Annotated in this window: 24 protein-coding genes and 1 riboswitch; of the genes, 13 read left to right on the top strand and 11 right to left on the bottom strand. The window is 64.9% G+C overall.

Going from position 1 to position 26,023, the window contains the following annotated elements:
• The first annotated feature begins 14 nt into the window (after nt 1–14).
• The gene (locus JI744_RS13610; RefSeq protein ID WP_202661679.1) at nt 15–485 is read left to right on the top strand and encodes a YbaK/EbsC family protein; all 471 of its coding nucleotides are present in this window, start codon (nt 15–17) and stop codon (nt 483–485) included.
• Nucleotides 486–489: 4 nt separating this feature from the next.
• Here the strand turns inward: JI744_RS13610 and JI744_RS13605 are convergent, their stop codons facing one another.
• From JI744_RS13605 to JI744_RS13595, 3 genes are all read right to left on the bottom strand, one after another.
• Entirely contained in the window at nt 490–1,689 is a 1,200-nt protein-coding gene (locus JI744_RS13605; RefSeq protein WP_202661678.1) for an MFS transporter, read from the bottom strand.
• A 118-nt stretch (nt 1,690–1,807) separates the two neighbouring features.
• Nucleotides 1,808–2,422 carry an MlaC/ttg2D family ABC transporter substrate-binding protein gene (locus tag JI744_RS13600; protein ID WP_202661677.1) on the bottom strand — a complete coding sequence of 205 codons (615 nt, stop codon included), beginning with the start codon at nt 2,420–2,422 and terminating at the stop codon, nt 1,808–1,810.
• Entirely contained in the window at nt 2,412–3,131 is a 720-nt protein-coding gene (locus JI744_RS13595) for an MlaA family lipoprotein (RefSeq protein ID WP_236019445.1), read from the bottom strand. Before JI744_RS13595 ends, JI744_RS13600 begins: the two co-directional genes overlap by 11 nt.
• Before the next feature lie 217 nt (nt 3,132–3,348).
• Between JI744_RS13595 and JI744_RS13590 the strand changes: the two genes are divergently transcribed.
• The 3 genes from JI744_RS13590 to JI744_RS13580 all read left to right on the top strand — a co-directional run bounded on the left by JI744_RS13590 (nt 3,349) and on the right by JI744_RS13580 (nt 8,880).
• A complete protein-coding gene (locus JI744_RS13590; RefSeq protein WP_328757329.1) occupies nt 3,349–5,061 on the top strand; it encodes a type I secretion system permease/ATPase in 1,713 nt (570 codons plus the stop codon).
• Nucleotides 5,058–6,311 carry an HlyD family type I secretion periplasmic adaptor subunit gene (locus JI744_RS13585; protein WP_202661674.1) on the top strand — a complete coding sequence of 418 codons (1,254 nt, stop codon included), beginning with the start codon at nt 5,058–5,060 and terminating at the stop codon, nt 6,309–6,311. Before JI744_RS13590 ends, JI744_RS13585 begins: the two co-directional genes overlap by 4 nt.
• Nucleotides 6,312–6,465: 154 nt before the next feature.
• Nucleotides 6,466–8,880: a DEAD/DEAH box helicase gene (locus JI744_RS13580; RefSeq protein WP_202661673.1), complete on the top strand. Its 2,415-nt coding sequence runs from the start codon at nt 6,466–6,468 to the stop codon at nt 8,878–8,880.
• 92 nt (nt 8,881–8,972) lie between these two features.
• Here JI744_RS13580 and JI744_RS13575 read toward each other — a convergent pair whose 3' ends face one another.
• The 3 genes from JI744_RS13575 to JI744_RS13565 form a co-directional block, all read right to left on the bottom strand.
• On the bottom strand, nt 8,973–9,743 hold the full coding sequence (locus JI744_RS13575) for a 3'(2'),5'-bisphosphate nucleotidase CysQ (protein WP_202661672.1): 771 nt from the start codon (nt 9,741–9,743) through the stop codon (nt 8,973–8,975).
• On the bottom strand, nt 9,730–11,070 hold the full coding sequence (locus JI744_RS13570) for a TldD/PmbA family protein (protein WP_202661671.1): 1,341 nt from the start codon (nt 11,068–11,070) through the stop codon (nt 9,730–9,732). The genes JI744_RS13575 and JI744_RS13570 overlap by 14 nt, the downstream gene beginning before the upstream one ends.
• A gap of 188 nt (nt 11,071–11,258) precedes the next feature.
• Nucleotides 11,259–12,767: a DUF2125 domain-containing protein gene (locus JI744_RS13565; RefSeq protein WP_202661670.1), complete on the bottom strand. Its 1,509-nt coding sequence runs from the start codon at nt 12,765–12,767 to the stop codon at nt 11,259–11,261.
• 125 nt (nt 12,768–12,892) lie between these two features.
• Here JI744_RS13565 and JI744_RS13560 point away from each other — a divergent pair, with 125 nt between their 5' ends.
• The 8 genes from JI744_RS13560 (at nt 12,893) to JI744_RS13525 (ending at nt 20,369) form a co-directional block, all read left to right on the top strand.
• The gene (locus tag JI744_RS13560) at nt 12,893–13,639 is read left to right on the top strand and encodes an SDR family oxidoreductase (RefSeq protein ID WP_202661669.1); all 747 of its coding nucleotides are present in this window, start codon (nt 12,893–12,895) and stop codon (nt 13,637–13,639) included.
• A 25-nt stretch (nt 13,640–13,664) separates the two neighbouring features.
• Complete coding sequence (locus tag JI744_RS13555; protein ID WP_202661668.1) at nt 13,665–14,279, top strand: enoyl-CoA hydratase/isomerase family protein; 615 nt, start codon at nt 13,665–13,667, stop codon at nt 14,277–14,279.
• Between the two features lie 86 nt (nt 14,280–14,365).
• Nucleotides 14,366–15,676, top strand: a complete 1,311-nt coding sequence (locus tag JI744_RS13550; protein ID WP_202661667.1) for a mechanosensitive ion channel family protein — start codon at nt 14,366–14,368, stop codon at nt 15,674–15,676.
• Nucleotides 15,673–16,848, top strand: coding sequence for a TIGR03862 family flavoprotein (locus JI744_RS13545; RefSeq protein WP_202661666.1), 1,176 nt, complete (start codon nt 15,673–15,675; stop codon nt 16,846–16,848). The genes JI744_RS13550 and JI744_RS13545 overlap by 4 nt, the downstream gene beginning before the upstream one ends.
• A 25-nt stretch (nt 16,849–16,873) precedes the next feature.
• Entirely contained in the window at nt 16,874–17,482 is a 609-nt protein-coding gene (locus JI744_RS13540; RefSeq protein ID WP_202661665.1) for a glutathione S-transferase family protein, read from the top strand.
• Nucleotides 17,483–17,678: 196 nt separating this feature from the next.
• Nucleotides 17,679–18,239: a ubiquinol-cytochrome c reductase iron-sulfur subunit gene (petA, locus tag JI744_RS13535; protein WP_202661664.1), complete on the top strand. Its 561-nt coding sequence runs from the start codon at nt 17,679–17,681 to the stop codon at nt 18,237–18,239.
• A gap of 12 nt (nt 18,240–18,251) precedes the next feature.
• Nucleotides 18,252–19,565 carry a cytochrome b gene (gene petB / locus JI744_RS13530; RefSeq protein WP_202661663.1) on the top strand — a complete coding sequence of 438 codons (1,314 nt, stop codon included), beginning with the start codon at nt 18,252–18,254 and terminating at the stop codon, nt 19,563–19,565.
• Between the two features lie 18 nt (nt 19,566–19,583).
• Nucleotides 19,584–20,369, top strand: coding sequence for a cytochrome c1 (locus JI744_RS13525; RefSeq protein ID WP_202661662.1), 786 nt, complete (start codon nt 19,584–19,586; stop codon nt 20,367–20,369).
• Nucleotides 20,370–20,426: 57 nt separating this feature from the next.
• Here the strand turns inward: JI744_RS13525 and JI744_RS13520 are convergent, their stop codons facing one another.
• From JI744_RS13520 to JI744_RS13505, 4 genes are all read right to left on the bottom strand, one after another.
• Complete coding sequence (locus JI744_RS13520) at nt 20,427–21,128, bottom strand: thiamine ABC transporter ATP-binding protein (protein ID WP_202661661.1); 702 nt, start codon at nt 21,126–21,128, stop codon at nt 20,427–20,429.
• Nucleotides 21,115–22,653 carry an ABC transporter permease subunit gene (locus JI744_RS13515; protein WP_202661660.1) on the bottom strand — a complete coding sequence of 513 codons (1,539 nt, stop codon included), beginning with the start codon at nt 22,651–22,653 and terminating at the stop codon, nt 21,115–21,117. Before JI744_RS13515 ends, JI744_RS13520 begins: the two co-directional genes overlap by 14 nt.
• Nucleotides 22,629–23,615, bottom strand: a complete 987-nt coding sequence (gene thiB / locus JI744_RS13510; protein ID WP_202661742.1) for a thiamine ABC transporter substrate binding subunit — start codon at nt 23,613–23,615, stop codon at nt 22,629–22,631. The genes JI744_RS13515 and thiB overlap by 25 nt, the downstream gene beginning before the upstream one ends.
• A gap of 34 nt (nt 23,616–23,649) precedes the next feature.
• A riboswitch (TPP riboswitch) is annotated at nt 23,650–23,750 on the bottom strand.
• A 35-nt stretch (nt 23,751–23,785) separates the two neighbouring features.
• Nucleotides 23,786–24,112, bottom strand: a complete 327-nt coding sequence (locus JI744_RS13505) for an Hpt domain-containing protein (protein ID WP_202661659.1) — start codon at nt 24,110–24,112, stop codon at nt 23,786–23,788.
• 153 nt (nt 24,113–24,265) lie between these two features.
• Here JI744_RS13505 and JI744_RS13500 point away from each other — a divergent pair, with 153 nt between their 5' ends.
• Entirely contained in the window at nt 24,266–25,531 is a 1,266-nt protein-coding gene (locus JI744_RS13500; protein WP_236019443.1) for a PP2C family protein-serine/threonine phosphatase, read from the top strand.
• Here the strand turns inward: JI744_RS13500 and JI744_RS13495 are convergent.
• Nucleotides 25,516–25,971 carry an NUDIX hydrolase gene (locus tag JI744_RS13495; protein ID WP_202661658.1) on the bottom strand — a complete coding sequence of 152 codons (456 nt, stop codon included), beginning with the start codon at nt 25,969–25,971 and terminating at the stop codon, nt 25,516–25,518. The two genes, JI744_RS13500 and JI744_RS13495, sit on opposite strands and share 16 nt — an antisense overlap.
• Nucleotides 25,972–26,023: the final 52 nt, after the last annotated feature.

Here is a 26,023-nt window from a genome sequence, read left to right as displayed (position 1 = left end):
GGGCCAGAGCAGCGATGGCATCGACTCCGGGACTGCGGGCGCTGGACGTCTTGGGTATAGCGGTCACACTCCACCCCTATTCCTATGATGCGAATGCCGACCGGATCGGCATGGCGGCAGCCGAGGCGCTGGGGCTGGACCCCAAGCTGACGCTGAAATGCCTGATGGTCGAGGTGGACGGGAAGCCGGCCTGCTGCGTGATCCCGTCAGACGGGCAGCTTTCGATGAAGCGGGTCGCGGCGGCTTTTGGTGGCAAGGCGGCAGCCATGATGCCCCCGGCCAAGGCCGAAAAGCTGACCGGCTATCATGTGGGCGGCATCTCTCCCTTCGGGCAAAAGCGGCAGGTTCCGACCGCATTTGAGGCCGGGGCCTGCGCCGCCCCGAAGGTCTGGATCAACGCCGGGGCGCGGGGCCTTCTGTTGGGCATTATGCCCGCCGATGCCTTGCGCGCCACCTCAGGCAAAGCGGCGGCGCTGCTGGCCTAGGGGGTTATTCCGCGGGGAAAGCCTTGGCCCGGCCAGCCAGATCGGCCTGCCGCTGATGCGCCCAAGCCACACCCAGCGCGACAAGGCCCGCAACCGACAGCCCGATCCCCACCAGCCCCGGCGCGCGCCATCCCCAGCCCGCCGCCAGCGCCAGCCCGGCCAGCCATGGCCCCAGCGCATTGGCGGCGTTAAAGGCGGCGTGGTTCATTGCCGAGGCCATCGATTGCGCCTTGCCCGCCACATCCATCAGGCGCGTCTGCAACGGCACCACCATACCCGACCCCAAACCCAGCACCAGGGCCGAGGCCAGCATCAGCGGCCAGCTTCCCACCGCCAGCGCGGCAAAGCCTTGCGTCGCCGCCATGAACAGAATCAGCACCAGACCGGCCCGGAAAATACCCAGCCGGATCGTCAGCCGTGCAGCACCAATGCTGCCGAGCGTTGCCCCAATGCCAAAGGCCGACAGCGTGGCAGGCACCGCCCAGACGGGCGGCTGGCTGGTCGCAAGCATCGCCGCCGACAGGTAGGAATAGACCGCGAACAGCCCGCCAAAGCCGATCGCCCCGATCAACAGCGTCAGAATGACCGACGGATTGCGCAGCGCCTTCAGTTCGTCCAGCGGGCGGGCATTGGGGTCAACCCCGACACGCGGCGCGCATTTCAGAATCATCGCTCCCGCCAGAATCGCCAGCACACCGGGCACCGCAAAGCCCCAGCGCCAGCCCAGGGTCTGACCCAGCCATCCTGCCACCGGCACACCGATGATATTGGCCACGGTCAGCCCCAATATGACATGGGTCACGCCCTTGGCGCGCTGCTCTCGGGGTAGGGCATCGGCGGCGAACAGCATCGCCACACCCAGAAAGCCGCCATGCGGCAGACCCGCCAGAAACCGCATGGCCACCAGCGTGCCATATCCCGGCAGAACAGCCGACAGCAGGTTGATCACGCCATAAAGCCCGATCAGCGCCGCTAGATAGCGCCGCCGCGGCAACCGCGCCCCCAGAACTGAGGTGATCGGCGCCCCCACCACCACGCCCAGCGCATAGGCGCTGATCACATGTCCCGCCTGCGGATCGGTCACGCCCAGATCGGCGGCATACCAGGGCAGCAAGCCCATCGCGGCGAATTCAGAGGTGCCGATGGCAAAGGCCCCCAGCGCAAGGGAAAGGATGGCAAGCCGCAGGCTTGGCTGGCGGGTCATAGCTATATCTCGGATCAGGGTTTCCTGTTTGCGATAACAGGCGCAGGGGGCTGCTGACAAATGCCCACAAAGCAGGGCCGCCATGCAGCGCCGTCAATGCTCTGGCTTCAACCCTTGGTCAGATAGCGGTCTGCAAGTCTGCGATCATCGCGTCAAGGTCGCCCTTGCGCTTGTCGAGCAGGGCGCCAACTTCTGCCCGCTCGCTGGCCAGCATGTTCACCCCTTCGATGATGATGTTGAAAAACAGGTTCTTGCCCGATTTGTCCGACACCTGCCAACGTACCTCGAACGGCTGTTCGCCCTGAAGGTAAGCCATCGAGATGACCTCGTAATAGCTTTTGATCGGCTGGGCGCCGGTGACTTCGATCTTGCCGCCGATGAATTCGCGGAACCTTTTGCCATATTTGCGCGACAGATAGCCCTGATAGGCCTTGGTGAACGCCGCCATCTGCGCCTTGCTGGCCGACCGCGCGGCCACACCCAGGGCAGAGCGCGCAATCACCGGCACATCGGCGTATTTCGAGAATATCCGTTCGAAATCGCCATACATCGCGGTCTCGGAGCGGCCAGAGTTGATCACCTTATTGATGTCGCCGACCACCCGGTCCACCAGACCGCGCGCCTCATCGACGGTCAGCGCCCTGAGCGGCAGCGGCAAAGCCAGCGCCACCGACCCAAGAGCAAGCCCGGCCGCAAAACGGCGGCGCGACAGCTGTGAGAAATCATTGTCCATAGGGGTCCTCGTAAGGATCGACAAAACCGGTTGCAGCATCGGCAGGTTTGCCCTTGCCCAGTTCGAACCTGCGGTTTTGCAGGTACAAAAGCCGGGTCTGCGCATAGCTGTCCGCACTGTCATATAGAATGGAATCGACCGTGCCGGAATAGCGTGCCCGATCACCCAGCCGTGAGGCGAGTTTGGCTGCCACACCGACATAGACTTCTGGCTCTGGCAAAAGGTTCGTCGGATTGATCACCAGATCAACCGCCGTGCCCAGCGTATCCCGCGCAGTTGAGGGGCCAACCAGCGGCACCTCCATGTAAGGCCCTTCGCCGACCCCCCAGACATGCAGCGTTTCACCGAAATCGGTCGGCTTCGGCGCGACACCCAAAGTGCCTGCCGGGTCGAACAGCCCGGCGAGACCAAATGTCGAATTCACCGCGAATCGCAGGGTGTTCTGCCCGGCATCGGCAATGCGAAGTTGCAGCAGATTGTTCACCACCGTGCCCGGCACCGACAAGTTGCCCGCGAAATTCTTGGCCCGGCGCAGCACAAAGCCGTCACCATCGCCAAAAAGGCGCGACACCGGCCGCACCACATTGCGGTCAACCGCCAAGTTTATCTGATGGATGTTGCGGTTGGTCTGCTCATATGGGTCATTGATCCCCTGCGCCACCGGGGCCGGGCCACAGGCTGTCAGCGCGGTGACCGCCAGCAGCCACATAAAATTTCGGGCGCGGAAGGCGCATTGAAACACATTCTCAAGCATCACGATCCTATGGTCAGCCCGACCCTTCCGCACGACAGCCCCCGGTTTTGGTCAGGGGAAGTCAACGGATATGCTGCCCGCCGACCCGTGGCAACCGGCGACGGCAGTATCCGGCCTGGGGTGGTGTTTTTTTGCCGCCCAAGGGCGGAGACAGGTTGTTATCTTGGGCAAGGTGCAATGGGGCCGGACAGAATTGCGGGTGGAGCCGACCGGGCTTTTGGTGCTGGTCGGGCTGTTTTCGGTTGCGGTCAACCTGCTGTTGCTGACCGGGCCGGTCTATATGTTGCAGGTCTATGACCGGGTTCTGACCAGCCGATCGCAGCCGACGCTGGTGGCCCTGTCGGTGCTGGCGGCGGGGCTGTTCGCCGCCATGGGCCTGGTCGAGCATGCGCGGGGGCGGATTCTGGCGCGTCTTGGAGCCGCTTTGCAGAGCCGGATCGAGGCGCGGGTGCTGTCTGCGGCGCAAACGCGGCTGGCTCGGCAGCCCGAGGATGCGGCAGCCCGGATAGCCTTGCAGGATCTGGACGCAGTGCAGCGGCTGTGGACTTCGCCGGTCATGGCGCATGTCTTCGATCTGCCGTGGTGTCCGTTGTTTCTGGCTATCCTGTTCGCTTTTGGCGCGCCACTGGGTTGGCTGGCGCTGGCCGGGGCGATGGTGCTGTGGGGACTTGCCGTGCTGACCCGCAGCGCGACATCGGCGGCCAGCAACAGCGCGAACCTCAACCACCTGCGGGCAGAGGCGCAGGTGGCCGAAATGCTGCGTCAGGCCGAAGGGCTGCGCGGCCTTGGCATGACCGGCCCCGCGAGCCTGCGCTGGAAGGATCGCCGCCGTGCCGCGCTGACCGCATTGATGCGGGCGGCGGACCGGGCGGCGGCCATTGCCGCCCTGTCGCGCATCCTGCGGATGGTGCTGCAATCGGCCATGCTGGGGCTAGGGGCCCTGCTCGTCCTTGAAGGCGCGCTCAGCGCCGGGGCCATGGTGGCAGGTTCGGTCCTGTTGGGGCGCAGTTTGCAGCCGGTCGAGCAGGTCATCGCCCACTGGCACCTGATCATCCGCGGGCAAGAGGCGTACCGCCGCCTGTCGGCACTTTTGGCCAGCACGCCCCCGGCGCAAGATCGCAGCCCCCTGCCCCGCCCCGCCCCCCGGCTGGAGGTGCAGGGCCTGACCATCGTTCCCCCCGGCGGCGATACGCCCGTGTTGCGCAGCGTAACCTTCCGGCTGGAACCGGGGCAAAGCCTTGGGGTTCTCGGCCCATCTGGTGCGGGCAAAAGCAGCCTTGCGCGGGCGTTAGCCGGGGCCTGGCCTGCGGCAGCGGGCACTGTCCGGCTGGATGGGGCCACGCCTGACCAATTTGGCCCGGACGGCTATGGCCGCCTTATCGGCTATGTGCCGCAGCGCCTGCACCTGTTCGAAGGCACGGTGGCGGACAACATCGCCCGACTTGATCTGGTGCCCGCGCCCGGCGCAATCATCAGTGCCGCGCATCGCGCGGGCGCACATGACATGATTCTGCGGCTACCCCTTGGCTATGACACCCCGGTCTCGGCACAGGGTGGTCCGTTGTCAGGTGGCCAAACCCAGTTGATCGGCCTTGCCCGCGCCCTTTACGGCGATCCGGTGGTGCTGGTGCTGGACGAACCCCATGCCAATCTGGATGCCGCCGGGCAACAGGCGCTGGAGGAGGCGCTGCTGACACATCGCGCGGGCGGCGGCATCGTCATTCTCTTTGCGCATCAGGTCGCGCAGGTGCAGGGCTGCGATCTGCTGATGATGCTGGATCAGGGCCGGGTCCACGCCCTTGGCCCGCGTGAGGCAGTGTTGCAGCAAACCCTGCGCCCCGCCCTGCCCGGCCTGCGCGCCATCGCGCCGGGGGCTGGTGCATGACCAGCCTCTCCGCCCGCCGCCCCGCACTTGTCGGCCTTGCAACGCTGGCCATTCTGATTCTGGGCCTTGGCCTTTGGGCCAGCCTTGCCCGCATCGATGGTGCCGTCGTCGTCGCTGGCCGGATCGAGGTGGAGCGCAACCGCCAGATCGTGCAGCACCCCGATGGCGGGCTGGTCGCTGCGGTTATGGTGGCCGAGGGGGAAAGCGTGGTGTCGGGTCAAATCCTGATCCGGCTGGACGGTGCGCAAGTTTCCTCGAACCTGCGCGCGGCACAGGCGCAGTTGCAAAGCCTGCGGGCAGGCCGCGCCCGCCTGTTGGCGGAACGCGATGGCACACCTGCCCCCGCCTTCCCGCCCGACCTTCAGGGCAGCGCCCTTGCAGATGAACAGCTTGCCCTTTTCTCTGCGCGGCAAGACATGATCACCCACCAGATCGCGCAACTCCGCCAGCGACTGGACCAGATCGCGGCGCAAACCACCGGCATCCGCGCACAGGAAACCTCGCTTGCACGCCAGATTACGCTGACCGAGCAAGATCTGGCCACCCAGCGCGACCTGCGCGACAAGGGCCTGACCCAAAGCGCCCGTGTCTCTGCGCTGGACCGCCAGCTCGCGCAGTTGCAGGGTGATCTGGGAGAGGCCCGCGCAGGCCGGGCCCAAGCCGAAGGCCGCGCCACCGAGGTGCGTCTGGAAATCCTGCGCCTTGCCGATGAACGGCGCACCGAGGCCGCCGATGCCCTGCGCGACCAAACCCCGCGAGAGGCCGAATTGGCAGAGCGCTGCGTCAGCCTTGCCGCGCAACTGGCGCGGCTGACCCTGCGCGCGCCGGTGTCGGGCACCGTTCTGGGCTTGCAGATCACGGGTCAGCAAGCGGTGATTGGCGCGGGCCAGACGGTTCTGGCGATTGTGCCGCAAGACCGGCCGCTGATTGCCACCCTGCGCATCGCGCCGACCGACATCGATCAGGTCGCCCCGGGCCAGCCGGTGCGCCTGATCCTGACGGCGCTGCCCGGTCGCAGCACGCCAGAAATCATGGGCAGCCTGCTGACCATCTCGCCCGATATCCTGACCGACCCCGACAGTCACGTCGGCTATTACCGGGCCGAGGTGGCGATTCCCCCCGGCCAGACCGACCGGCTGGTTCCCGGAATGCCGGTACAGGCGCTGGTGGAAACGGGGGCGCGGTCGGCGTTGGCCTATCTGACCCGGCCCCTGACCGACTATTTCCGCCTTGCCTTCCGCGAAAGCTAGCACAGCCCCCTATACAGACCGATGATTCCCCCCTATGTGGGGCGCTTCGGCGCGAAAGGTTCGGGCGCAGACGGCATAGGGAGGCCGCTCTGCCGGGGGATGTGGTGCCGATAAATGGCTCACGGGCGCGATGCCGCCCCCACAGGACAAAAACATGACCGACATGATGCTTGCCGCGCCTTTGGCCGCGGCACTTTCCGCCAAGGGCTATGACAGCCTGACCCCCGTGCAAGAGGCCGTCTCGGCCCCAGCGCTTGCTGGCCGCGACCTGCTGGTTTCGGCCCAGACCGGCTCGGGCAAGACCGTGGCCTTCGGGCTTGCGATCTCGCCAGAGATTCTGAATGGCCAGGACACCCTGCTGTTCGCCGACAAGCCGATTGCGCTGGTCGTAGCCCCCACCCGCGAACTGGCCCTTCAGGTCGCACGCGAATTCGAATGGCTCTACGGCCCTGCGGGTGCCCATCTGGCCACCTGCGTTGGCGGCATGGATTACCGCACCGAACGCCGTGCGCTGGACCGCGGCGCGCATGTCGTCGTCGGCACGCCCGGCCGTTTGCGCGACCATATCGAGCGTGGCAGCCTTGATCTGTCGCAGCTGAAGGCTGTGGTTCTGGACGAAGCGGATGAGATGCTGGACCTGGGCTTTGCCGAGGATCTGGAATTCATCCTGGGCGCCGCGCCCGAAACCCGCCGCACGCTGATGTTCTCGGCCACCGTGCCGAAAGAGATTGAAAAGCTGGCCCGCACCTTCCAGCGCGATGCCGCGCGGGTTCAGGTTGCCGGCGAATCGCGTCAGCACATCGACATTTCGTATCAGGCGCTGTCGGTTCTGCCGCGCGACAAGGAACACGCGATTTTCAACGTGCTGCGCCTGCATGAATCGCAGACCGCCATCGTGTTCTGCAAAACCCGCGCCAATGTGAACCACCTGTTCGCCCGCATGGGCAACCGGGGCTTTCAGGTCGTGGCCCTGTCGGGTGAACTTTCCCAGGCCGAGCGCAGCCACGCGCTGCAAGCCCTGCGCGATGGCCGTGCCCGTGTGTGCATTGCCACCGACGTCGCCGCGCGCGGCATCGACCTGCCGGGGCTGGAACTGGTGATCCATGCCGATCTGCCGACCAACCCCGAAACCCTGCTGCACCGTTCGGGCCGCACGGGTCGCGCGGGCAAGAAGGGCACCTCGGTCCTGATCGTGCCGCCCGCCGAATTCAAGAAGGCCAGCCGCATCCTGCAAGCGGCGCAAGTCACCGCCGAATGGGGCAAGCCGCCGTCGGCCGATGAAGTGCAGGCCAAGGATGACGAACGTCTGGTCGCCCACCCCATCCTGTCGATTGCTGCGGGCGAAGAGGCTGATCTGGCGAACACCCTGCTGGACACCTATGGCGCCGAACAGGTCGCCGCCGCCTTCATCCGCCTGTGGCGCGAAGGCCGCTCGGCCCCCGAGGTTCTGTCGGACGCCGCCGTGCCCACCGCTGCTGCTGCCCCGGCACGTCCGCGTGGCGAATTCGGCGCCTCGGTCTGGTTCCGACTGTCGGTCGGCCACACGGGCCGCGCCGAGGCGCGCTGGCTGTTGCCGAAAATCTGTGATGCCGGCGGCATCGCCAAGGATTCGATCGGCGCGATCCGCGTGCAGCAAGACCAAAGCTTCGTCCAGATTGCTGAGGCCATGGCCAGCCGTTTTGGCACCCAGACCCAGCTTGACACCGATCTGGTGATGGACCGGATCGAGGGCGAGCCCGATCTGGATGCCCGCCCCGCCCGCCCGGAACGCAAGCCCTATGGCAGCGCGCGCCCAGAGCGTGCGGAGCGGACCGAACGCGCCCCGCGCCCAGAACGCAGCGACCGCGCACCCTATACGCCCAAGCCGCCGCGCTTTGTCGAAGACGGCGAAACTGCTGACGCTCCGACCCCGCGCAAGCCCTATACGCCTCGCGAAGACGGCGACCGCAAACCCTATACCCCGCGCGAAGATCGCAAGCCCTATGCCCCCCGCGACGGGGCAGAGCGGAAACCCTATGCGCCCCGCGCTGACGGTGACCGCAAGCCTTACACCCCGCGCGCCCCGCGTGAGGATGGTGAGCGGAAACCTTATGCCCCGCGCGAAGGCGCAGAGCGGAAACCCTACGCACCCCGCGCCGATGGTGACCGCAAGCCCTATGCCCCGCGCGAAGCGACCGAGCGTCGCCCCTATGCGCCGCGTGAAGAGCGGGCGGATGCCGACCGCAAGCCGCGCTGGTCGCCCGATGACAAGAAGACCCGCTCCACCGGTTTCAAAAGCCACGGTGGCAGCGCCGACAAACCGGCACGCTCGGGTGGCTACAAGTCGCACTCTGCCGAAGGTGGCGCCCGGCCGGCCCGGCCAGATGGTGAAAAGCGCCCCTATGCCCCGAAGGGCGACGACGCGCGCCCCTTTGTAAAACGTGAGGGGGCACCGGCAAAACCGGGTGGCTTCAAAAGCCGCGACACCGACGGCAAAAAGCCCTTTGCCCGCGCCAAGCCCGCCGCCGCCCCCAAGGATGCACGCGATACGTCCAAGCGGTTCACCCCGCCGAAAAAGCCGCGCGGCTGAACTGGCCTGATCTGAAAAAGGCGGGGGGCTTCGCGCCCCCCCCGCACCCCCTGCAGAGTATTTCCAAAGGTGCAAATCGGGGTGCAAACGGGTCAGGCGCGCAGGTGGCTGACCAGATCGGCATGAAGGCCGGGGGCAGCGGCAATGATGCCGTTCGACCGGGCCGCCGGCGAATTGTAGGAAATGGGCCGCCCCTTCGCATCGCTGACCACCGCGCCCGCGCAGGTGGCAATCAGATGGCCCGCCGCAATATCCCATTCCCAGCTTGGCCGAAAACTCAGCATGCCATCAAAGCTGCCATCCGCGACCAGTGCCAGCCGGTAGGCGATAGAGGCGCGGAAATGGCGGTCAAAGGCAGGAACCTGATGCCAGTGTTCCGACGCAAGTACGGGCTTGCTGGCCAGAATCCGCGCCTCGGCGGCGCTGGCACAGCTTGTCGCGTGGATAGGTGCGCCGTTCCTCAGGGCGGGGCCGCCGACATGGGCGGTATAGGTCTGGCCCAGCGCGGGCAGATGCACCACCGCCGCCGTCACCTGCCCGCGATGGGCCACCGCCAGCGATACGGCAAAGGTACTTTCGCCGGCAATAAAGGCACGGGTGCCATCGATCGGATCGATAATGAACAGGTGTTCGGCATCCTGCCGGCTGCCATCATCCGTGCTTTCCTCGGACAACCAGCCATAGCCGGGGCGGGCACCGCACAGGCGGGCCAGCAGCATATCGTTCACCGCCAGATCGGCCTCGGTCACCGGGCCAAGGCCCGGCTTTTCCCATACCTGCGGATCGGCCTGCCAATAGCGCAGGGCAATCCGCCCGGCCTCTTGCGCCGCCTCGGTCAGAAGGGAAAGGTCACGCTCCGGCAAGGGTCATCCCGTCGATCAGGATGGAAGGCACGCGAATGGAAAGGTGCATCCGGGCATCATTGGCCGGGATGATCCGCAGCAACATGTCGCGCAGGTTGCCCGCGATGGTGCATTCGTTGACCGGATGGCGAATCTCGCCCCCCTCAACCCAGAAACCCGAAGCGCCGCGCGAGTAATCGCCCGTGGTGGGGTTGATGGTCGATCCGATCATCGAGGTGACCAGCAACCCGGTGCCCATCTGGGCGATCAGCTCGGCCCGGCTGGCCGTGCCTTGCGTCAGGTCGATGTTCGAGGTGGCAGGCGAGGGTGGAGAGGAGGTGGATCGCGCCGCATTCGCGGTTGACGCCATGCCCAACTGCCGCCCCGTCGCCAGATCAAGTGTCCAGCCGGTCAGGATGCCGTCCTGCACAATGGCGCGGCGCGCGGTGGGCAGGCCCTCGGCATCGAACGGACGGCTGCCCGACACGCGGGCGCGCAGCGGGTCTTCGATGATCGACAGGCCCGTAGGCAGGATTTGCTGACCCAAGGCATCGCGCAGCCAGCTTGCGCCCCGCGCAATCGCCGCCCCGTTTACCGCGCCCAGGATGTGGCCCACCAATGACGCCGCGATGCGTTCATCAAACAGCACCGGGAAATGCCCGGTCTTTGGCTTCACTGCCCCGGCGCGCGCCAGCGCCCGCTCTGCCGCCAGTCTGCCGATGCCGCCGGCCTCGGGCATGTCGGCCTGAAACACCCGCGCCTCGCCGGCGTAATCGCGTTCCATCCCCGTTCCGGTGCCGGTGAAGGCCACGGCGGAAACCGAGCGGCTGGTGCGGGCATAGCCTCCCTGAAAGCCGTTGGTCGCCGCCAGATGCGACTGGCGAACCGAATATCCTGCCGAAGCCTCGACCTGCACGATTCCCTTTTGCGCCATTGCCGCAGACTCTGCCGCGCGGGCATCAGCCTCCAGCATGGCGGCGGCGGGTTCGTCGGTCGGATCGCACAGATCCAGCGCTGCCATGTCCCAGCCGCGCGCCAACTGGTCGGGCGCAGCCAGTCCGGCATAAGGATCTGACGGCGCTTCGCGGGCCATAGCAACCGCGCGCTCTGCCAGACGCTCCAGCGTCGCGGAGGAGATGTCAGAGGCGGAAACGCAGGCCTGCTGCCCGCCGATCAGCACTCGCAGACCCACATCGATGCCTTCGGCACGCTCTGCCTGTTCCAGTCGGCCTGCCCGGATGTCGATAGAAACCGACCGCCCCTCGACCGCCATGGCATCGGCCGCTTCGGCCCCGGCGCGGCGGGCAGCGGCCAAAAGGGCATCGGTCAGGGATGACAGGTCGCGCATGGGTCAGGCTCCGGCTTGGGCTTGCCCATTGGTTCGGGCGTGCCAGTCACATGGATACGCTCGTGACTCGTTTTTCAAGACCGCAGAGGCGAAAACGGCCCGATAATCTTGTTCAAACCCGCGTCAGACAAAAAGGCCGCCCCTGTGGGACGGCCCTGATCTGTCATGTACGTTGCCAGTCCGACAGCTTACTGCAATTGCTGGCCATTGGCGTAGAAGTGCTTGTCCTTGAACTCCAGCGTCGAGGTCAGCTCATCCTGCCCGGCGCCCGCCTTGGCGAACATGCTCAGCATCATCCGTGCGCCCATCGCGTCATCCGACGAGATCAGCCCCATCGCCACCAACTTGTCCAACAGTGCATTGCCGCCGACCAGTTTGAGGTCAATCTTGCCTGTCGGCGCAGGCATGCCCTGATAGGTTGTCATGTCGGTGTTGTCGAAGGTGAAAGCCCCCGCGCCGGTCAGTTCGGCACCCGCGACCTTGGCCAGAATCTGCGTCAGATCCAACGAGTTCAACTGGCCCGGAGGGGCCTCGCCCAGCGCCGCCATCTCGGTCTGGTTCATCAGGTCATGGGTCAGCGTTGCAGTGCCCTTGGTGTCAAGGATGACCGTGGCCGGGTCATGCGGCAATTGCGCGGTCGGGTCTATCATGCCCCAGATATCGTTTGAAAGCGACAGATCGACCAGTTTGACTGCAAAGCCATAATCTTGCGGCGTTTCTGATTTTTCTACCGGAATCAAGAATTTGAACCCGCTTTCCGCATAGGACAGGCTGACTTCTGGCAGCGGAATGGTGGGGCCGGAAATTGCCAGTTGCACGCCCTTGCCCTGAGCATCCAGCAAAAGCCGTGCTGCATCCATCGCAACCTGCAAGCTGCCACCTTGCGAGCTGCCCACAATCTTCGAAGGCCCCTGCGCGTCAACCACATTCACCGTATAGGCCACCGCCCCATAGGTCAGTGTGGACTCGACGGCAAAACCCGCCTTCAGTGCGTCGGAAAGCTCTTTGTTCTCCATGCCCGCCAACACGCCGGTCCCCTTGGCCGTCAGGCCGGAAACGCTGGCCGTCAGGTCAACATCGCTGTTGTTCTCTGGGTCTTTGCCTTTGACCGCGATCGACAGGCTGTCGGCGGTCAGCTGGCTGTCCAGCTTTTTGCTCGTCCCTTCCGGTGCGACAAGGTAATGCCCCGCCACATTGGCCAGCGTGGCCTGCACATTGGTGCCCTCGGCCACGGCATCCTTGCCGTCCAGCTTGCTGAGAGTCAGTTCCATCTTGGGCGCGCTAAAGGCGTAATCGGTCGCTTCAGGGGTGCCGCTGGCAACAATGGCCATGCCGGGCTGGCTAATCAGAATTTCCGCGCTTTTGGCCGGATCGCTTCCGCTGGGCGGAAAGTTCATCGCGACCGTATAGCTGTCGGACATGGTGATTTCGACGGTGCCGTCACCCTTGTCGGTCAGCCGCACCTCGCCCAGCGCGGTTTCCACCTTGGAGCCGTCTTTTCCCGTGACCGCCTTCAGATCGGTGACAACCAGCGCGCCGCCCTCGGTCTTGGTGGAGCCGACGGTCAGCGTCTGCCCCATCGAGGCCGACATATCCTGCCAGTTTTGCCAGACCTGATCGGGTGTCACATCGGCCTGAGCATATCCTGCGAACAAAGCCAGTGTCGCGGTCGAAGCCGCCAGAGACCAGTGTTTCATAATGAGCCTTTCCGGTGGAAAATTTGCGATCCAGCATCCGGCTTGCCATCGGCGGGGTCAAGGGAATTGCGTTGACAAGCCGGGCGACTGGGCAAAGTTGGCCGGGGATAATGAAGGGAACTGCGATGCGGAACAAGGTCGTCATCATCACGGGCGCAAGCCAAGGCATCGGCGCTGCTGCGGCACGGGTCTTTGCAGGGGCGGGGGCCAAGGTGGCGCTTTTGGCGCGGAACCGCCCGAAAGTCGCGGAACTTGCGGCAGAAATCGGCGCGGATACTGCACTCGCCCTACCCTGCGACGTGTCAGACTGGGACCAGATGCGGCAGGCAATTGCTGCGACCGTCGCCCGATTCGGCCGACTGGACGTGCTGATCAATAACGCAGGCGTGATCGAACCCATGGCCCGTCTGGCCGACAGCGATCCTGCTCTGTGGGACCATGCCGTCGATATCAACCTGAAAGGGGTATATCACGGCATCCGCGCCGCCCTGCCGGTGATGAAGGCGCAAGGCACGGGCACGATCATCACCACCTCTTCCGGCGCCGCCACCAACCCCTATGACGGCTGGAGCGCCTATTGCACCAGCAAGGCGGGTGCGCTGATGCTGACCCGCGCCCTGCATCTGGAAGAGGGCGCAAACGGCATCCGCGCGCTGGGCCTGTCACCCGGAACCGTGGCGACGGAAATGCAGGTCAAGATCAAGGCGAGCGGCGTCGGCCCAGTGGCGCAGCTTGACCCCGCAGTCCACATTCCCGCCGAATGGCCCGCGCGCGCGCTTTTGTGGATGTGCGGCCCTGCGGCAGATGGCTGGCTTGGCAAGGACATCTCTCTGCGCGATGAGGCGATCCGAATAGCCGCGGGCCTGATCTGACGGCACGAGCAAAGGGAATGATGGCATGATCGGAATTCTTGACACCGGCCCTTTGTGGACGCTGACGCTGCGGCGGCCCGAAAAGGCCAATTCGCTGACCCGCACCATGCTGGAATCGCTGGCCCGCACCGTGCAACGCGCCACGGCCGAAGGCGCACGCGCCCTGCTGCTGACGGGCGAGGGCAAGGTCTTTTCCGCCGGGGCCGATCTGGATGAGGCGCGGGCCGGTCTGGCCACGGCCCCGGTGTGGGAGGAGCTTTCGGCTGCCATCGCCGCCTTTCCGGGCCTGTCCATCGCCGCGCTGAATGGCACGCTGGCCGGGGGCGCGATGGGCATGGCGCTGGCCTGCGACATCCGGCTGGCGGTGCCCTCGGCCAAATTCTTTTATCCGGTAATGAAGCTGGGCTTTCTGCCGCAACCTTCCGATCCGGCGCGCCTTGCCCGACTGATCGGCCCGGCAAGGGCAAAGATGATCCTTATGGGCGGTGCAAAAATCGACGCGCCCGAGGCACTGGCCTGGGGCCTGATTGACCGCATCGTCGCACCAGAGGCGCTGACCGAGGCCGCCCGTACCTTTGCCGCCGATGCGTTGGCCGCCAGCCCCACCCATGCCGCAGCCATCAAGCGGCTGATCCCCTGACGCCACGCCAGCCTGCCGGGCCGCTTGTCTTGCGCCGCCTTTCTTGCCACAGGAGAGCGTGACAAGGCTGGAACGGAAAGCGGATCATGGCGACACAGCCTGAAATTGCCAGCGATGCGCTGGCCTGGCTGACCAATGCAGGCCAGACGGCCAAAAGCTGGCTGCTGTCGCCTGCCGCATGGTCACAGTTCGGCCTGCTGGCGCTGGCCTATCTGGCAGCGCGTCTGCTGGCCCGGCGGATTGACCCCGCGATCCGCCGCCTGTTGAACCCCGGCGACAAAGATACCCTGCTTGCCACCCTGCGCCGCTTTGCCCTGCGCTTCGTGCCGCTGATCCTGCCCGTTCTGGCCTATGGCTTTACCGCCATGGGCGAAGAGGTCACCAGATCGCTGTTCGGCTCTGGCGAGGTGATCGCCTTTGGCAAGCGCGTCTTCCTGTTCCTTGCCGCCCGCATCTTTGTGCGCGATGTGCTGACCGACAGCTTCTTGCGCCTTTTGGGCCGCTATGTGCTGCTGCCTGTCATGGCGCTTTATGCGCTGGGGATTCTGGACGAGATCTCGACCCGGCTGGAAGAAACCGTGGTCGAACTGGGCAATATCCGCTTTTCGGCAATGTCACTGCTGCGCGGGCTGATCGCGGGGTCGCTGCTGTTCTGGGCCGGGTCTTGGTCAAACCGGCAAAGCGCCGATTACATCAAGAAACAACAGGAACTGCGCCCGGCGACCCGCGAACTGGCGGTCAAGGCGGTTGAGGTGATGATCTTCGGCGCGGCCTTCCTGCTGCTCATGTCGATCATGGGCATTGACCTGACCGCCGTTGCCGTTCTGGGCGGTGCCTTGGGTGTGGGCATCGGCCTTGGCCTGCAACAGATTGCCGCCAACTTCGTTTCCGGCATCATCCTGCTGGTCGAAGGCCAGACCACCGTCGGTGATTACGTCGAGCTGGATGGCGGCGAAAAGGGCACCATCGTCAAGATGACCGCCCGCGCCTGCGTGCTGGAAACCTTTGACGGCCGCTGGATCGTCGTGCCGAACGAACATTTCATCACCACCCGCGTGGTGAACTATTCCGACCAAGGCAGCGCCAACCGCTATGAGGCCGCCTTTTCCGTCAGCTATGACACCGACATCAACCGCGTGCCCGAGATCATCGAAACCGCCGTGGCACTGCTGCCATTCGTGCTGCAACAGCCCGATGGCCCGGATTGCGAATTGCGCGGCTTTGGCGAATCAAGCGTGGATTTTGCCGTGGAATACTGGGTGAACGGCATCGATGACGGCAAAAACAAATACGGCAGTCAGGTGCTGTTCGCCATCTGGAATGCGCTGAAAGAGGCGGGGGTGGAAATGCCCTATCCCCACCGCGTCGTCGAACTTCGCCGTCAGGGACCAAAATGACCGAAGCGCCAGAGGCCCTTGTCATCGGCGCCGGTCCCGCCGGTCTGATGGTCGCCGACGAACTGGCCCGCGCCGGGCGGCGGGTGTTGGTGGCCGAGGCGAAACCCAGCCCGGCGCGCAAGTTTTTGATGGCAGGAAAATCCGGGCTGAACATCACCAAGGATCAACCTGACGCCATATTTCAGGCTGCCTATCCCGAAGACTGGATTCGTCCCTATCTGGCCGAATTTGGCCCAGCACAGGTGATGGATTGGGCGCGCGGCCTTGGCCAGCCGGTCTTCACCGGCTCGTCCGGTCGGGTGTTTCCCGTGGCGATGAAAGGCTCTCCGCTGCTGCGGGCATGGCTGGCGCGGCTGGATCAGTTGGGCGTAACCTTGCGCACCCGCTGGCGCTGGCATGGGTTTGACGGCACCGCCCTGCGGTTTCACACCCCGGAAGGCGAGCGCCTTCTTGCGCCCAAAGTCACCGTTCTGGCGCTGGGCGGGTCCAGTTGGTCGCGGCTGGGGTCCGATGCGGCATGGGCCCAGTGGCTGGCCGAAAAGGGCGTGCAACTCGCCCCCTTTCGCCCCGCCAACATGGGCTTCGCTGTCGATTGGTCGCCCCACATGGCCCGCCACTTCGGCCAGCCGGTCAAGGGGGCAGCGCTGATTGTCGGCAATCGCCGCGAGCGTGGTGAGTTTGTCCTGTCCGCCAAGGGCATCGAAGGCGGCGGCATCTATGCCGTCAGCCGCGAAATGGGCGAAGGCACGCCCCTGACGCTGGACCTGATGCCCGATGTCGCGGCGGCAGACCTTTCTGCCCGCCTTGCCCGCATGAAACCCGGTGAATCCCTTGCCAATTGCCTGCGCAAGCTGGGCCTTGCCCCGGCAGCGGCGGCTCTGGTCATGGAGTTTGGCCGCAGCCTTGACACCGCCCAAGCCATCAAATCCCTGCCCTTCCACCACGCAGGCTCCCGCCCGCTGGATGAGGCGATCTCGACCGCAGGCGGCATCGCCGCCGCCAGCCTGACCCCCGATCTGGAACTGCACGCCCTGCCCGGCATCTTTGCCGCGGGCGAGATGCTGGACTGGCAGGCCCCCACCGGCGGCTACCTGCTGACCGCCTGCCTTGCCACGGGCCGCCATGCAGGCCGGGCTGCGGCACGGCTGGACAGCGCCACGCCCCACCCCTAGCCTGCCGCCAAAAGCGGAGGTTCCCATGCGCCTGTATTCTTCCCCCACCACTCCCTTTGGCCGGATCGCCACCGTCATGATGATGGAATGCGGGCTGGAAGACCGGGTTCAGGTCATCGCTGCTTCGGGCACGCCGCTTGACCCCGGCACCATGCCGCTGGCCCAGAACCCCTTGGGCAAGATTCCCGCGCTGGAGCTGGGCGACGGTCGCGCGATTTATGACAGCCGGGTGATCTGCCGCTATTTCGATGACCTGTCGGGCAGTGGCCTTTACCCAAGGGGCGATGCCCTGTGGGATACCCTGACACTGGAGGCGACGGCCCATGGCATTGCCGATGCCGCCGTTCTGATGGCCTATGAGGTGCGCCTGCGCCCCGAAGACCTGCGCTTTGGTGCCTGGGTCGAAGGCCAGTGGCAAAAGGTTTCCCGCGCGCTGGATGCGATTGAATCGCAGTGGATCGGCCTGCTGCAAGGCCCCATGACCACGGCCCATATCGCGGTGGGCGCGGCGCTGTCCTATCTGGATTTCCGCCACGATCTGCGCGGCTGGCGCAGCACCCGGCCGCAGCTTGCCGCATGGGAGGCGGGCTTTGCCACCCGCCCCGCGATGCACTCTACCCGACCCGCTGGCTGACACCGCTTAGGAACGCGGGGCTGCGCCTTCAAGGTCACGCCCTGCGACAAAGCGGTTTTCCGCGCCCCTGTGCGCCTTTGACCGCTGGACGGGCCGCTTTTCCTTGTCTAATACCAGCCCGGCAAGGCTGCAGGAAACTGCGGCCACACTGGTATATGGGTCGCATGCCCGGCGGCCCCGGAAGGGAGAAGATCTCGTGTCCCACGCTGATGACAACGCAGGCACCCGCAGGGATTTCCTGTATTACGCAACCGCCGGGGCCGGCGTCGTTGCCACCGGGGCGGCGGTCTGGCCGCTCGTCAACCAGATGAACCCCTCGGCCGATACCCGGGCGCTGGCCTCGATCATGGTCGATGTCTCGGGCGTCGCGGTCGGCACCCAGCTGACCGTGAAATGGCGCGGCAAGCCGGTGTTCATCCGCCGCCGCACCGATGAGGAAATCAAGGCCGCCCGCGACACCAAGCTGGATGACCTGGTGGACAAGCTGGCCGAGAACGACAACCTTGACGCCGCCTCGGACGCGAGCGACCAGAACCGCGCGCTGGATGAAAAGGGCGAATGGCTGGTGACGATGGGGGTTTGCACCCACCTTGGCTGCGTGCCGCTGGATCATGCCGGTGACTTCGGCGGCTGGTTCTGCCCCTGCCACGGCTCGCATTACGACACCGCTGGCCGCATCCGCAAAGGACCGGCACCGCGCAACCTGCAAGTGCCGGTGGTCAAGTTCGAAAACGACACCACGATCAAGCTGGGCTGAGGAGCATAACCGATGGCTGGTATTCCCCACGACCATTACGAGCCCAAACCGGGCTTTCAGACCTGGCTGCACAACCGCCTGCCGGTGGTAAGCCTTGTCTATGACACCCTGATGATTCCCACGCCCAAGAACCTGAACTGGATGTGGATCTGGGGCATCGTGCTGGCCTTCTGCCTGGGCTTGCAGATCGTTACCGGCATCGTGCTGGTGATGCACTACACCCCCCATGTCGATATGGCGTTCAAGTCGGTCGAACATATCATGCGTGACGTGAACGGCGGGCACATGCTGCGCTATCTGCACGCCAACGGTGCTTCGCTGTTCTTCTTTGCCGTCTACCTGCACATCTTCCGCGGCCTTTACTACGGCTCCTACAAGGCCCCGCGCGAAGTGACCTGGATCGTCGGCATGCTGATCTATCTGGCCATGATGGCGACCGGCTTCATGGGCTATGTTCTGCCCTGGGGTCAGATGTCGTTCTGGGGTGCCACGGTGATCACGGGCCTGTTCGGGGCCATTCCCGGCATCGGGCCGAGCATTCAGGAATGGCTCTTGGGCGGGCCTGCGGTGGACAATGCCACGCTGAACCGCTTTTTCAGCTTGCACTACCTGCTGCCCTTCGTGATTGCCGCGCTGGTGGCCGTTCACATCTGGGCCTTCCACACCACCGGCAACAACAACCCCACGGGTGTTGAAGTGCGCCGCGGGTCCAAGGAAGAAGCGGCGAAAGACACCCTGCCCTTCTGGCCCTATTACGTCATCAAGGACCTGTTCGCCCTGGCGGTGGTTCTGGTGATCTTCTTTGCCGTCGTCGGCTTCATGCCCAACTTCTTGGGCCACCCCGACAACTACATCGAGGCGAACGCCCTCGCGACGCCCGCGCATATCGTGCCGGAATGGTATTTCCTGCCGTTCTACGCCATCCTGCGCGCTTTCACCGCCGATGTCTGGGTGGTGCAACTCGTCCACTTCGTATCCTTCGGCATCATCGACGCCAAGTTCTTCGGCGTGCTGGCGATGTTCGGGGCGATTGCCGTCATGGCGCTGGTGCCATGGCTGGACACCTCGTCGGTCCGCTCTGGCAAGTACCGCCCCAAGTTCAAGGGCTGGTTCTGGCTGTTGGCCTTTGACTTCGTGGTGCTGATGTGGGTGGGCGCTATGCCGACCGACGGGATCTATCCCTACATCTCGCTGTTGGGGGCCACCTACTGGTTCGCCTACTTCCTCGTCATCCTGCCGCTGCTTGGCGTGCTGGAGAAACCGCTGCCGCAACCGGCAACGATCGAGGAAGACTTCAAGGCGCATTATCCCGGCGCGGCCGAGTGACGGAAAGGAACTGATCAGATGTTTCGCAAGATCGCAATCAGCGCCGCTTCCGCGCTTGTCCTGTCCACCAGCGGCGCCTTTGCCGAAAGTGCCGCCCATATCGAAGACATCCCCTTCTCGTTCGAAGGTCCCTTCGGCAAGTTCGATGAACACCAGTTGCAGCGCGGCCTTCAGGTGTTCACCGAGGTTTGCTCGGCCTGTCACGGCCTGAAATTCGTCCCGATCCGCACCCTGTCCGATGAGGGCGGGCCTGCGATTCCGGCCGATCAGGTCCGCGTCTATGCCAAGCAGTTCACCGTGGTGGACAAGGAAACCGGCGAAGAGCGTGAGGCCCTTCCCGCCGACAACTTTCCGGCCAACACCAGCGCGGGCGCACCTGACCTTAGCCTGATGGCCAAGGCACGGGCGGCGTTCCATGGACCCTATGGCCTTGGCATCAACCAACTGCTCCGCGGCATCGGCGGGCCAGAATACATCCACGCCATCCTCACCGGCTATTCCGGCGAGACCAAGGATGAGGCGGGTTCGACCTTCTACGAAAACCATGCCTTCTCGACCGGCTGGATCAAGATGCCCGCACCCTTGACCGAAGGTCAGGTGACCTATGCCGATGGCACGCCCGCAACGGTGGACCAGATGGCCAAGGACGTTGCCGCCTTCCTGATGTGGACTGCCGAGCCGCACATGATGGCGCGCAAGCAGTCGGGCTTTATCGGCGTGATCTTCCTGATCGTGCTGTCGTCGCTGCTGTATCTGACCAACAAGCGCCTCTGGGCCGGGGTCAAGGGCAAGAAGTCGGCTTAAGCCAACGGCTATAAAGCAAAAACAAAAGGCCCCCGCATCGCCGGGGGCCTTTTCGTTTCAGGCCTCGCGCCCCAGATAATCCCGCAGCGCGGGCGGCGGGTCGGCAAACAGTGCCGCCGTTTCCACTGGCGGACTTGCGACCCCATCGGCCACCAGCACCGTCAGGTCGGCAAAGCGCCGCGCATCTCCGGGGTCATGCGTCACCATCAGCACCGTCGCCCCAGTCGCTGCGGCCAGTTCGGCCAGCAGCCCCAGCATCTCGGCCTTCAAGGCCGGACCAAGAGCCGCAAACGGTTCATCCAGCAATAACAAGGGCCGCGCCCGCAGCAACACCCGCGCCAGCGCCGCCCGCCCCTGTTGCCCGCCAGAAAGCTGCGCCGGTTTGCGCCCACCCATTCCGCCCAGTCCCACGCGCTCCAACGCGCCCTCAACCTGCCGCCAGTCATCCGACGCCAACCGCAGATCGGGCCGCAGACCAAGGCCCACGTTCTGCGCGATGGTCAGGTGCGGAAACAGGTTCTGGTCCTGAAACAGAATGCTCAACGGGCGCTTCCCCGGCGGAATCGCCGTAATATCCTGCCCCTGCCACAGAATGCGCCCGGACGTGGGTGCCAGAAACCCCGCCACCGCCATCAGCAGCGTCGATTTCCCCGCCCCCGACGGCCCGATCACCGCCGCCCGTGCGCCCATGGGCAGCGTCCAGTCAGCGGTCAGCCGGAAATCATCCTGCACAATCTCCAACCGCTCAAGCGTCAGCATGGCGTGCCCCCATCCGGTCAAACCCCCAGAACAATGCAAAGCTCAAGGCCACCAACACCAGCGCCGCCGCCCCCGCCGCCTCCATCCGATAAGCGCCGGCCAGCCGCTGCACCATCAGCGGCAGCGTCACCGACCGCTCGCCCGCAAACAGCGCAATCACCCCCAGATCACCCATCGACAGCGCCGCCGACAGGCCCGTGCCGAACCCCAAAGGCCGCGCCAACCGGGGCAAAACCAACAGCCGCAGCCGCGCCATGCCGACCAACCCCAGCGACCCCGCCAGCCGCCCGTAATCCGCCTCGACCTGCCGCGCCTCTGGCAGCAGCAGGCGCACCAGAAACGGCAGCGACAGCGTGGCATTGACCAGCACGGTCACCGGCAAAGCCAACCGCTCAACCGCGCCGAACGGGCGCAGCACCAGAAACAACCCGGTCCCGATCACAAGGCCAGAAGCGGCCAGCGGCAGCATTCCAGCCAGTTCCGCCCAGCGCGCGCCCGTCACCCGCGCTTGCACCAGCGCCAGCCCTGCCGCACTGGCCAGCACCGCCGAAACCACCGCCACAACCAGCGACCGCCCCGCCGCCACCCATACGCCGGAGGGCAGACCGGCCAGCCCCGGCACACCCCGCCACAACAGTGCGGCCAGAGGCGACAGCAGGAACAGCGCGCCCAGCCCCAGCACCAATGCATCCACCGCCAACCGCCAGCCCCCCGGCGCAGGCACCGGATGCGCCCTGCCCAAGCCCGCGCCAAACCCCTCATCCCGCGTCAGCCGCATCGCGACCAGTGTTACACCGGCGCAAAGCGTGAACTGCACCGCCGCCAGCAACCCCGCGCGGCCGGGGTCAAAATCAAACCGCAGCGCCTGATAGATCGCCAGTTCCACCGTGCTGGCCGCCGGACCGCCGCCAAGCGTCAGCGCCACCGCGAAAGAGGTCAGGCACAGCAGAAACACCAGCACCGCCGCCCCCGGCGCCACCGCCCGGATCATCGGCCATTCCAGATGCCGGAACTGCGGCCCCGGCCCCATGCCCAGCGACTCCGCCAGCCGGAACCGTTCGGCCGGGATAGCCTGCCAGCCATGCACCAGCATCCGGCAGGCCAGCGGCAGGTTCAAAAACACATGCGCCAGCACCACGCCATGCAGGCCAAAGATGGAAAGCGCGGGCAGGCCCAGCACCTGCAAACCCGCATTCACCGGCCCAGATCGCCCAAAAATGGCCAGCAGGGCCAGAACCGCCACAATGGTCGGCAGCAGAAAGGGCGCCGCCAGCAACCGCAGGAACAGCCCCCGCCCCCAGAACCGCCGCCGCACCATCGCGCGGGCCAATGGCACCGCCAGCAGGGTTGAGGCGATGGCAGACAGGCCGGATTGAACCACGGTGAACCGCACCGCGGCCCAATCGGCCGCCGTCATCTGCCAGCTTGTAGCCGACAGGGCCGTAACCGTCGCGCTGCCCAAGCTCAGCGCGACGATCAGCAGGGCAACCGCCCCGGCGATCAGCGGGCGAGCGCCGCTTGCCATTCGGCCACCGCCGCATCGCGCAAGCCACCCGCCTCATCCGACGAGAACATCAGCGATTTTTCCGGCGAAATCAGTGTCTCAAACCCAGCAGGCAGACCCACCGCAGGCGTATTGGCCGGATACATCCAGTTGGTTTCGGGGATGACCGCCTGGCCCGCATCGCTGACCAGATAGGCCAGGAACTGATCGGCCAGCGCAGGCTGATCGGTCGCGGCCAGCTTGCCCGCCACCTCGACCTGCAAATAATGCCCTTCAGCAAAGGGGGCCGCCGCCTTGGTATCATCCTTCTCAGCGATCAAGTGATAGGCGGGCGAGGTGGTGTAAGACAGCACCATATCCGCCTCGCCCTCAAGGAACATGCCATAGGCTTCGGACCAACCGGGCGTCACGGTCACGATATTGTCGGCCAGCCCCTTCCAAAGGTCTGCCGCCTTGTCACCGTAGGCCTGTTTGACCCACATCACCAACCCCAGACCGGGGGTGGAAGAGCGCGGGTCTTCGATGATCACCTTGACCTGCGAATCGGCCAGCTCTTGCAGGCTTTTCGGCGGCGTGGCCAGCTTGGTCTTGTCATAGACAAAGGCAAACCAGCCCCAGTCGAACGGCACGAACAGCGGGTCATCATAGGTCACCGGCAGCGATTTTGCCGCTGGCAAGCCATGCGGGGCAAACAGGCCAGAGGCCGTGGCAGCGGCGGTCAGGTTGGTATCAAGCCCAACGACCACATCGCCATCACTTGCCGCCCCTTCCATTTTCACGCGCGACAAAAGTGCTGCACCATCGCCTGCGGTCACAAAGCGCACTTCGCAGCCACAGGTCGCCTCGAATCCCTTCTTGATGGCCGGTCCCGGCCCCCATTCGGATGCGAAGCTGTCATAGGTCATCACGGTAAGAACGGGCGTTTCGGCCTGTGCCATCGAGGCAAGACAGGTCAAAGCCGCAGCGAGAGGGAAAAGTTTCATCATATCCTCCAGTTGCGACGGAATGGTCGGGATGGAGGATTCCATGCACCTTCCCTCCGCCGGTATGATCCGGTTCAGGTTCAACGGGTTCGCTTGCGCATCTCAGCCCTTCGCAGGGCACCCCGAGGTGACGGTGAACATAGCGTGGCGCGCGGCGCGCGCAAGTGTGGTCAGCCGGTGCGCGACAAGGGCAGCCGTGCCAGCCCCTTGGCAAAAGCTGCTTTCGACACGGTATAGGTGGCTTGAATGGCTGCCAGATCGGCCTTGTCAGGGGTCTTTTCGCCGATCTGGCACAGACGGGCAAACTCGGCAAAGCCAAGGTTCAGCGCGCTGCCTTTCAGAAAATGTAGCGCAGCCTGCAACGCCGCAGGGGCCAGCCTTGCGGTCAGGCCACCAAGCGCCTCATCGGCTTCCTCCAGGAAGAGATCGACGACCTCGGCAAAGTCATCCGCACCCACCTCGTCGCGCAGCGCTTGCACCCGGTTCCAGTCAATCATTGCGGCCCCCGCCCATTCATCCCCAGCGCCACCTTGACCGGCTGCGGTTAACAGCCGGTAAGGCCATCCCCCTCAGATCAAGCAAGTTTTAGGGTTCACCTTCCCTTAAGGCCCACAAGGCACAACGGACCGATACGAAGGAGTTCCCGGTTGATGTTGCGTGCCGTTCCACAATCCATGCCAGAGCAGACCGATGGCGCCGGCCTGCCTCTTGTGCTGGTTGTCGATGACAGCCGCGCGCAACGGCGGATGCTGTCGGTGCAATTGTCACGCTGGGGCTATCAGGTGGCAGAAGCTGCCTCTGCCGAAGAGGCGCTGGATCTGTGCCGCAACCAGACCTTTCACCTGATCCTGTCCGACTGGATGATGCCCGGCATGACCGGCCTTGAATTCTGCCGCGCCTTCAGGGCCTTGCCCGAAGAGGGTTATGGCTACTTCATCCTCCTCACCTCCAAATCCGACAAGACCGAAATCGCCAACGGGCTGGAGGCGGGGGCAGATGATTTTCTGACCAAACCGGTCAGCGCCGATGAACTGCGCGCAAGGCTGCGCGCGGGAGAGCGCATTTTGGGCATGCAGCGCGAACTGGTCGGCAAGAACCGCCTGCTGGGCGTCGCGCTGGATCAGTTGCAAAAGGTCTATGATTCGCTGGACCGTGACCTGATTGAGGCGCGAAAGCTGCAACAGACCCTGATGCGCGACCGCCACCGAGAGTTTTCTGGCGGCTCTGTCAGTCTGATCCTGCGGCCCTCAGGCCATGTCGGCGGCGATCTTGTGGGCAGTTTCGCCATAAGCCAACGTCGCATTGCCGTTTACTCCGTCGATGTCTCTGGGCATGGCGTCGCCTCGGCCATGATGACGGCGCGGCTGGCGGGCATGCTGTCGGGCGCCTCGCCCGATATGAACATTGCCCTGACCAGCGGGCAGGACGGCTTTCGCGATGCCTGGCCGCCCGAAATGGTCGCCTACCGCCTGAACCGCATGATGATCGAGGATTTGCAGGTCGAGCAGTATTTCACCCTAGCCTATGCCGAAATCGACATGGCCACCGGCCAGTGCATGATGGTGCAGGCGGGCCACCCTCACCCTTTGGTCATGCGCAAGGACGGCACGGTTGAAATGGTGGGCGATGGCGGTCTGCCCATCGGGTTGATCGAAGGTGCCAGCTATCAGCGCATCACCTTCCGTCTTGCCCCCGGTGACCGGCTGATTCTGGTATCCGACGGCTTCACCGAATGCCCCGACGCGGCAGAAAAGGAACTGGGAACTGAAGGTCTGGTCGAGGTTCTTGCCGCACATTCTGCCCTTGCCTCAACGCAACTGTTGGAGGCGATGATCTGGGCCCTGTCAAACCATGCCGGAACCTCGGATTTTCCCGATGACGTTTCAGCCCTGATCTTTGACTATCGCGGGAACTGACCGTTCAGCACCAGGCGCAGCATCGCCCGATCACCGGCATTGCCCAACTCGTGCAAGGCCGCCCGCGCCTCCAACCAGACCGCTGTATGGTCAGGCTCGGTCGGCGGACCAATGCGCAGCACGGGCCGGGCCAGATAGACCGTACACAGCTTTTCGGCCCATAGGTCATATTCGGGCATATAGCAGAACCGCCGGAACGCCCCCACACGGCGTAGGCCAGTGATGTGCCAGCCGGTTTCCTCCATCACCTCGCGGTGCAGGGCGGCAATGGGGTGTTCGCCGGGGTCGATGCCGCCGCCTGGCAGTTGGAACTCAGGGATAGGGCTGGCCTGATGCGTGGTCAGGATGCTGTCACCCTGCATCAGAATGGCATAAACCCCCGGCCGCCGCTTGTACCGCTGGCCCGGTTTCACCGCTTCGCCGTATCGCCGGATTGTCATCGCCCCTTGGACCTTCGGTTGCCCTGCCTATATAGGCGCGGTATGCCAAGAC

Origin of the sequence: Fuscibacter oryzae, assembly GCF_016765795.1 — a bacterium.
Taxonomy (GTDB): Bacteria; Pseudomonadota; Alphaproteobacteria; order Rhodobacterales; family Rhodobacteraceae; genus Fuscibacter; species Fuscibacter oryzae.
This window is presented reverse-complemented; position numbering and strand designations above follow the sequence as displayed.

Coding starts and splice junctions, on each gene's coding strand:
- JI744_RS13570 (WP_202661671.1), bottom strand. CDS start 11,070: ATGCGCGACCTGTCATCCCTGACCGATGCCCTTTTGGCCGCTGCCCGC.
- JI744_RS13525 (WP_202661662.1), top strand. CDS start 19,584: ATGTTTCGCAAGATCGCAATCAGCGCCGCTTCCGCGCTTGTCCTGTCC.
- JI744_RS13515 (WP_202661660.1), bottom strand. CDS start 22,653: ATGGCAAGCGGCGCTCGCCCGCTGATCGCCGGGGCGGTTGCCCTGCTG.
- petB (WP_202661663.1), top strand. CDS start 18,252: ATGGCTGGTATTCCCCACGACCATTACGAGCCCAAACCGGGCTTTCAG.
- JI744_RS13495 (WP_202661658.1), bottom strand. CDS start 25,971: ATGACAATCCGGCGATACGGCGAAGCGGTGAAACCGGGCCAGCGGTAC.
- JI744_RS13600 (WP_202661677.1), bottom strand. CDS start 2,422: ATGGACAATGATTTCTCACAGCTGTCGCGCCGCCGTTTTGCGGCCGGG.
- JI744_RS13560 (WP_202661669.1), top strand. CDS start 12,893: ATGCGGAACAAGGTCGTCATCATCACGGGCGCAAGCCAAGGCATCGGC.
- JI744_RS13555 (WP_202661668.1), top strand. CDS start 13,665: ATGATCGGAATTCTTGACACCGGCCCTTTGTGGACGCTGACGCTGCGG.
- JI744_RS13580 (WP_202661673.1), top strand. CDS start 6,466: ATGACCGACATGATGCTTGCCGCGCCTTTGGCCGCGGCACTTTCCGCC.
- JI744_RS13520 (WP_202661661.1), bottom strand. CDS start 21,128: ATGCTGACGCTTGAGCGGTTGGAGATTGTGCAGGATGATTTCCGGCTG.
- JI744_RS13540 (WP_202661665.1), top strand. CDS start 16,874: ATGCGCCTGTATTCTTCCCCCACCACTCCCTTTGGCCGGATCGCCACC.
- JI744_RS13500 (WP_236019443.1), top strand. CDS start 24,266: ATGTTGCGTGCCGTTCCACAATCCATGCCAGAGCAGACCGATGGCGCC.
- JI744_RS13605 (WP_202661678.1), bottom strand. CDS start 1,689: ATGACCCGCCAGCCAAGCCTGCGGCTTGCCATCCTTTCCCTTGCGCTG.
- JI744_RS13545 (WP_202661666.1), top strand. CDS start 15,673: ATGACCGAAGCGCCAGAGGCCCTTGTCATCGGCGCCGGTCCCGCCGGT.
- JI744_RS13595 (WP_236019445.1), bottom strand. CDS start 3,131: ATGTGGCTGCTGGCGGTCACCGCGCTGACAGCCTGTGGCCCGGCCCCG.
- JI744_RS13550 (WP_202661667.1), top strand. CDS start 14,366: ATGGCGACACAGCCTGAAATTGCCAGCGATGCGCTGGCCTGGCTGACC.
- JI744_RS13610 (WP_202661679.1), top strand. CDS start 15: ATGGCATCGACTCCGGGACTGCGGGCGCTGGACGTCTTGGGTATAGCG.
- JI744_RS13565 (WP_202661670.1), bottom strand. CDS start 12,767: ATGAAACACTGGTCTCTGGCGGCTTCGACCGCGACACTGGCTTTGTTC.
- thiB (WP_202661742.1), bottom strand. CDS start 23,615: ATGAAACTTTTCCCTCTCGCTGCGGCTTTGACCTGTCTTGCCTCGATG.
- JI744_RS13505 (WP_202661659.1), bottom strand. CDS start 24,112: ATGATTGACTGGAACCGGGTGCAAGCGCTGCGCGACGAGGTGGGTGCG.
- JI744_RS13585 (WP_202661674.1), top strand. CDS start 5,058: ATGACCAGCCTCTCCGCCCGCCGCCCCGCACTTGTCGGCCTTGCAACG.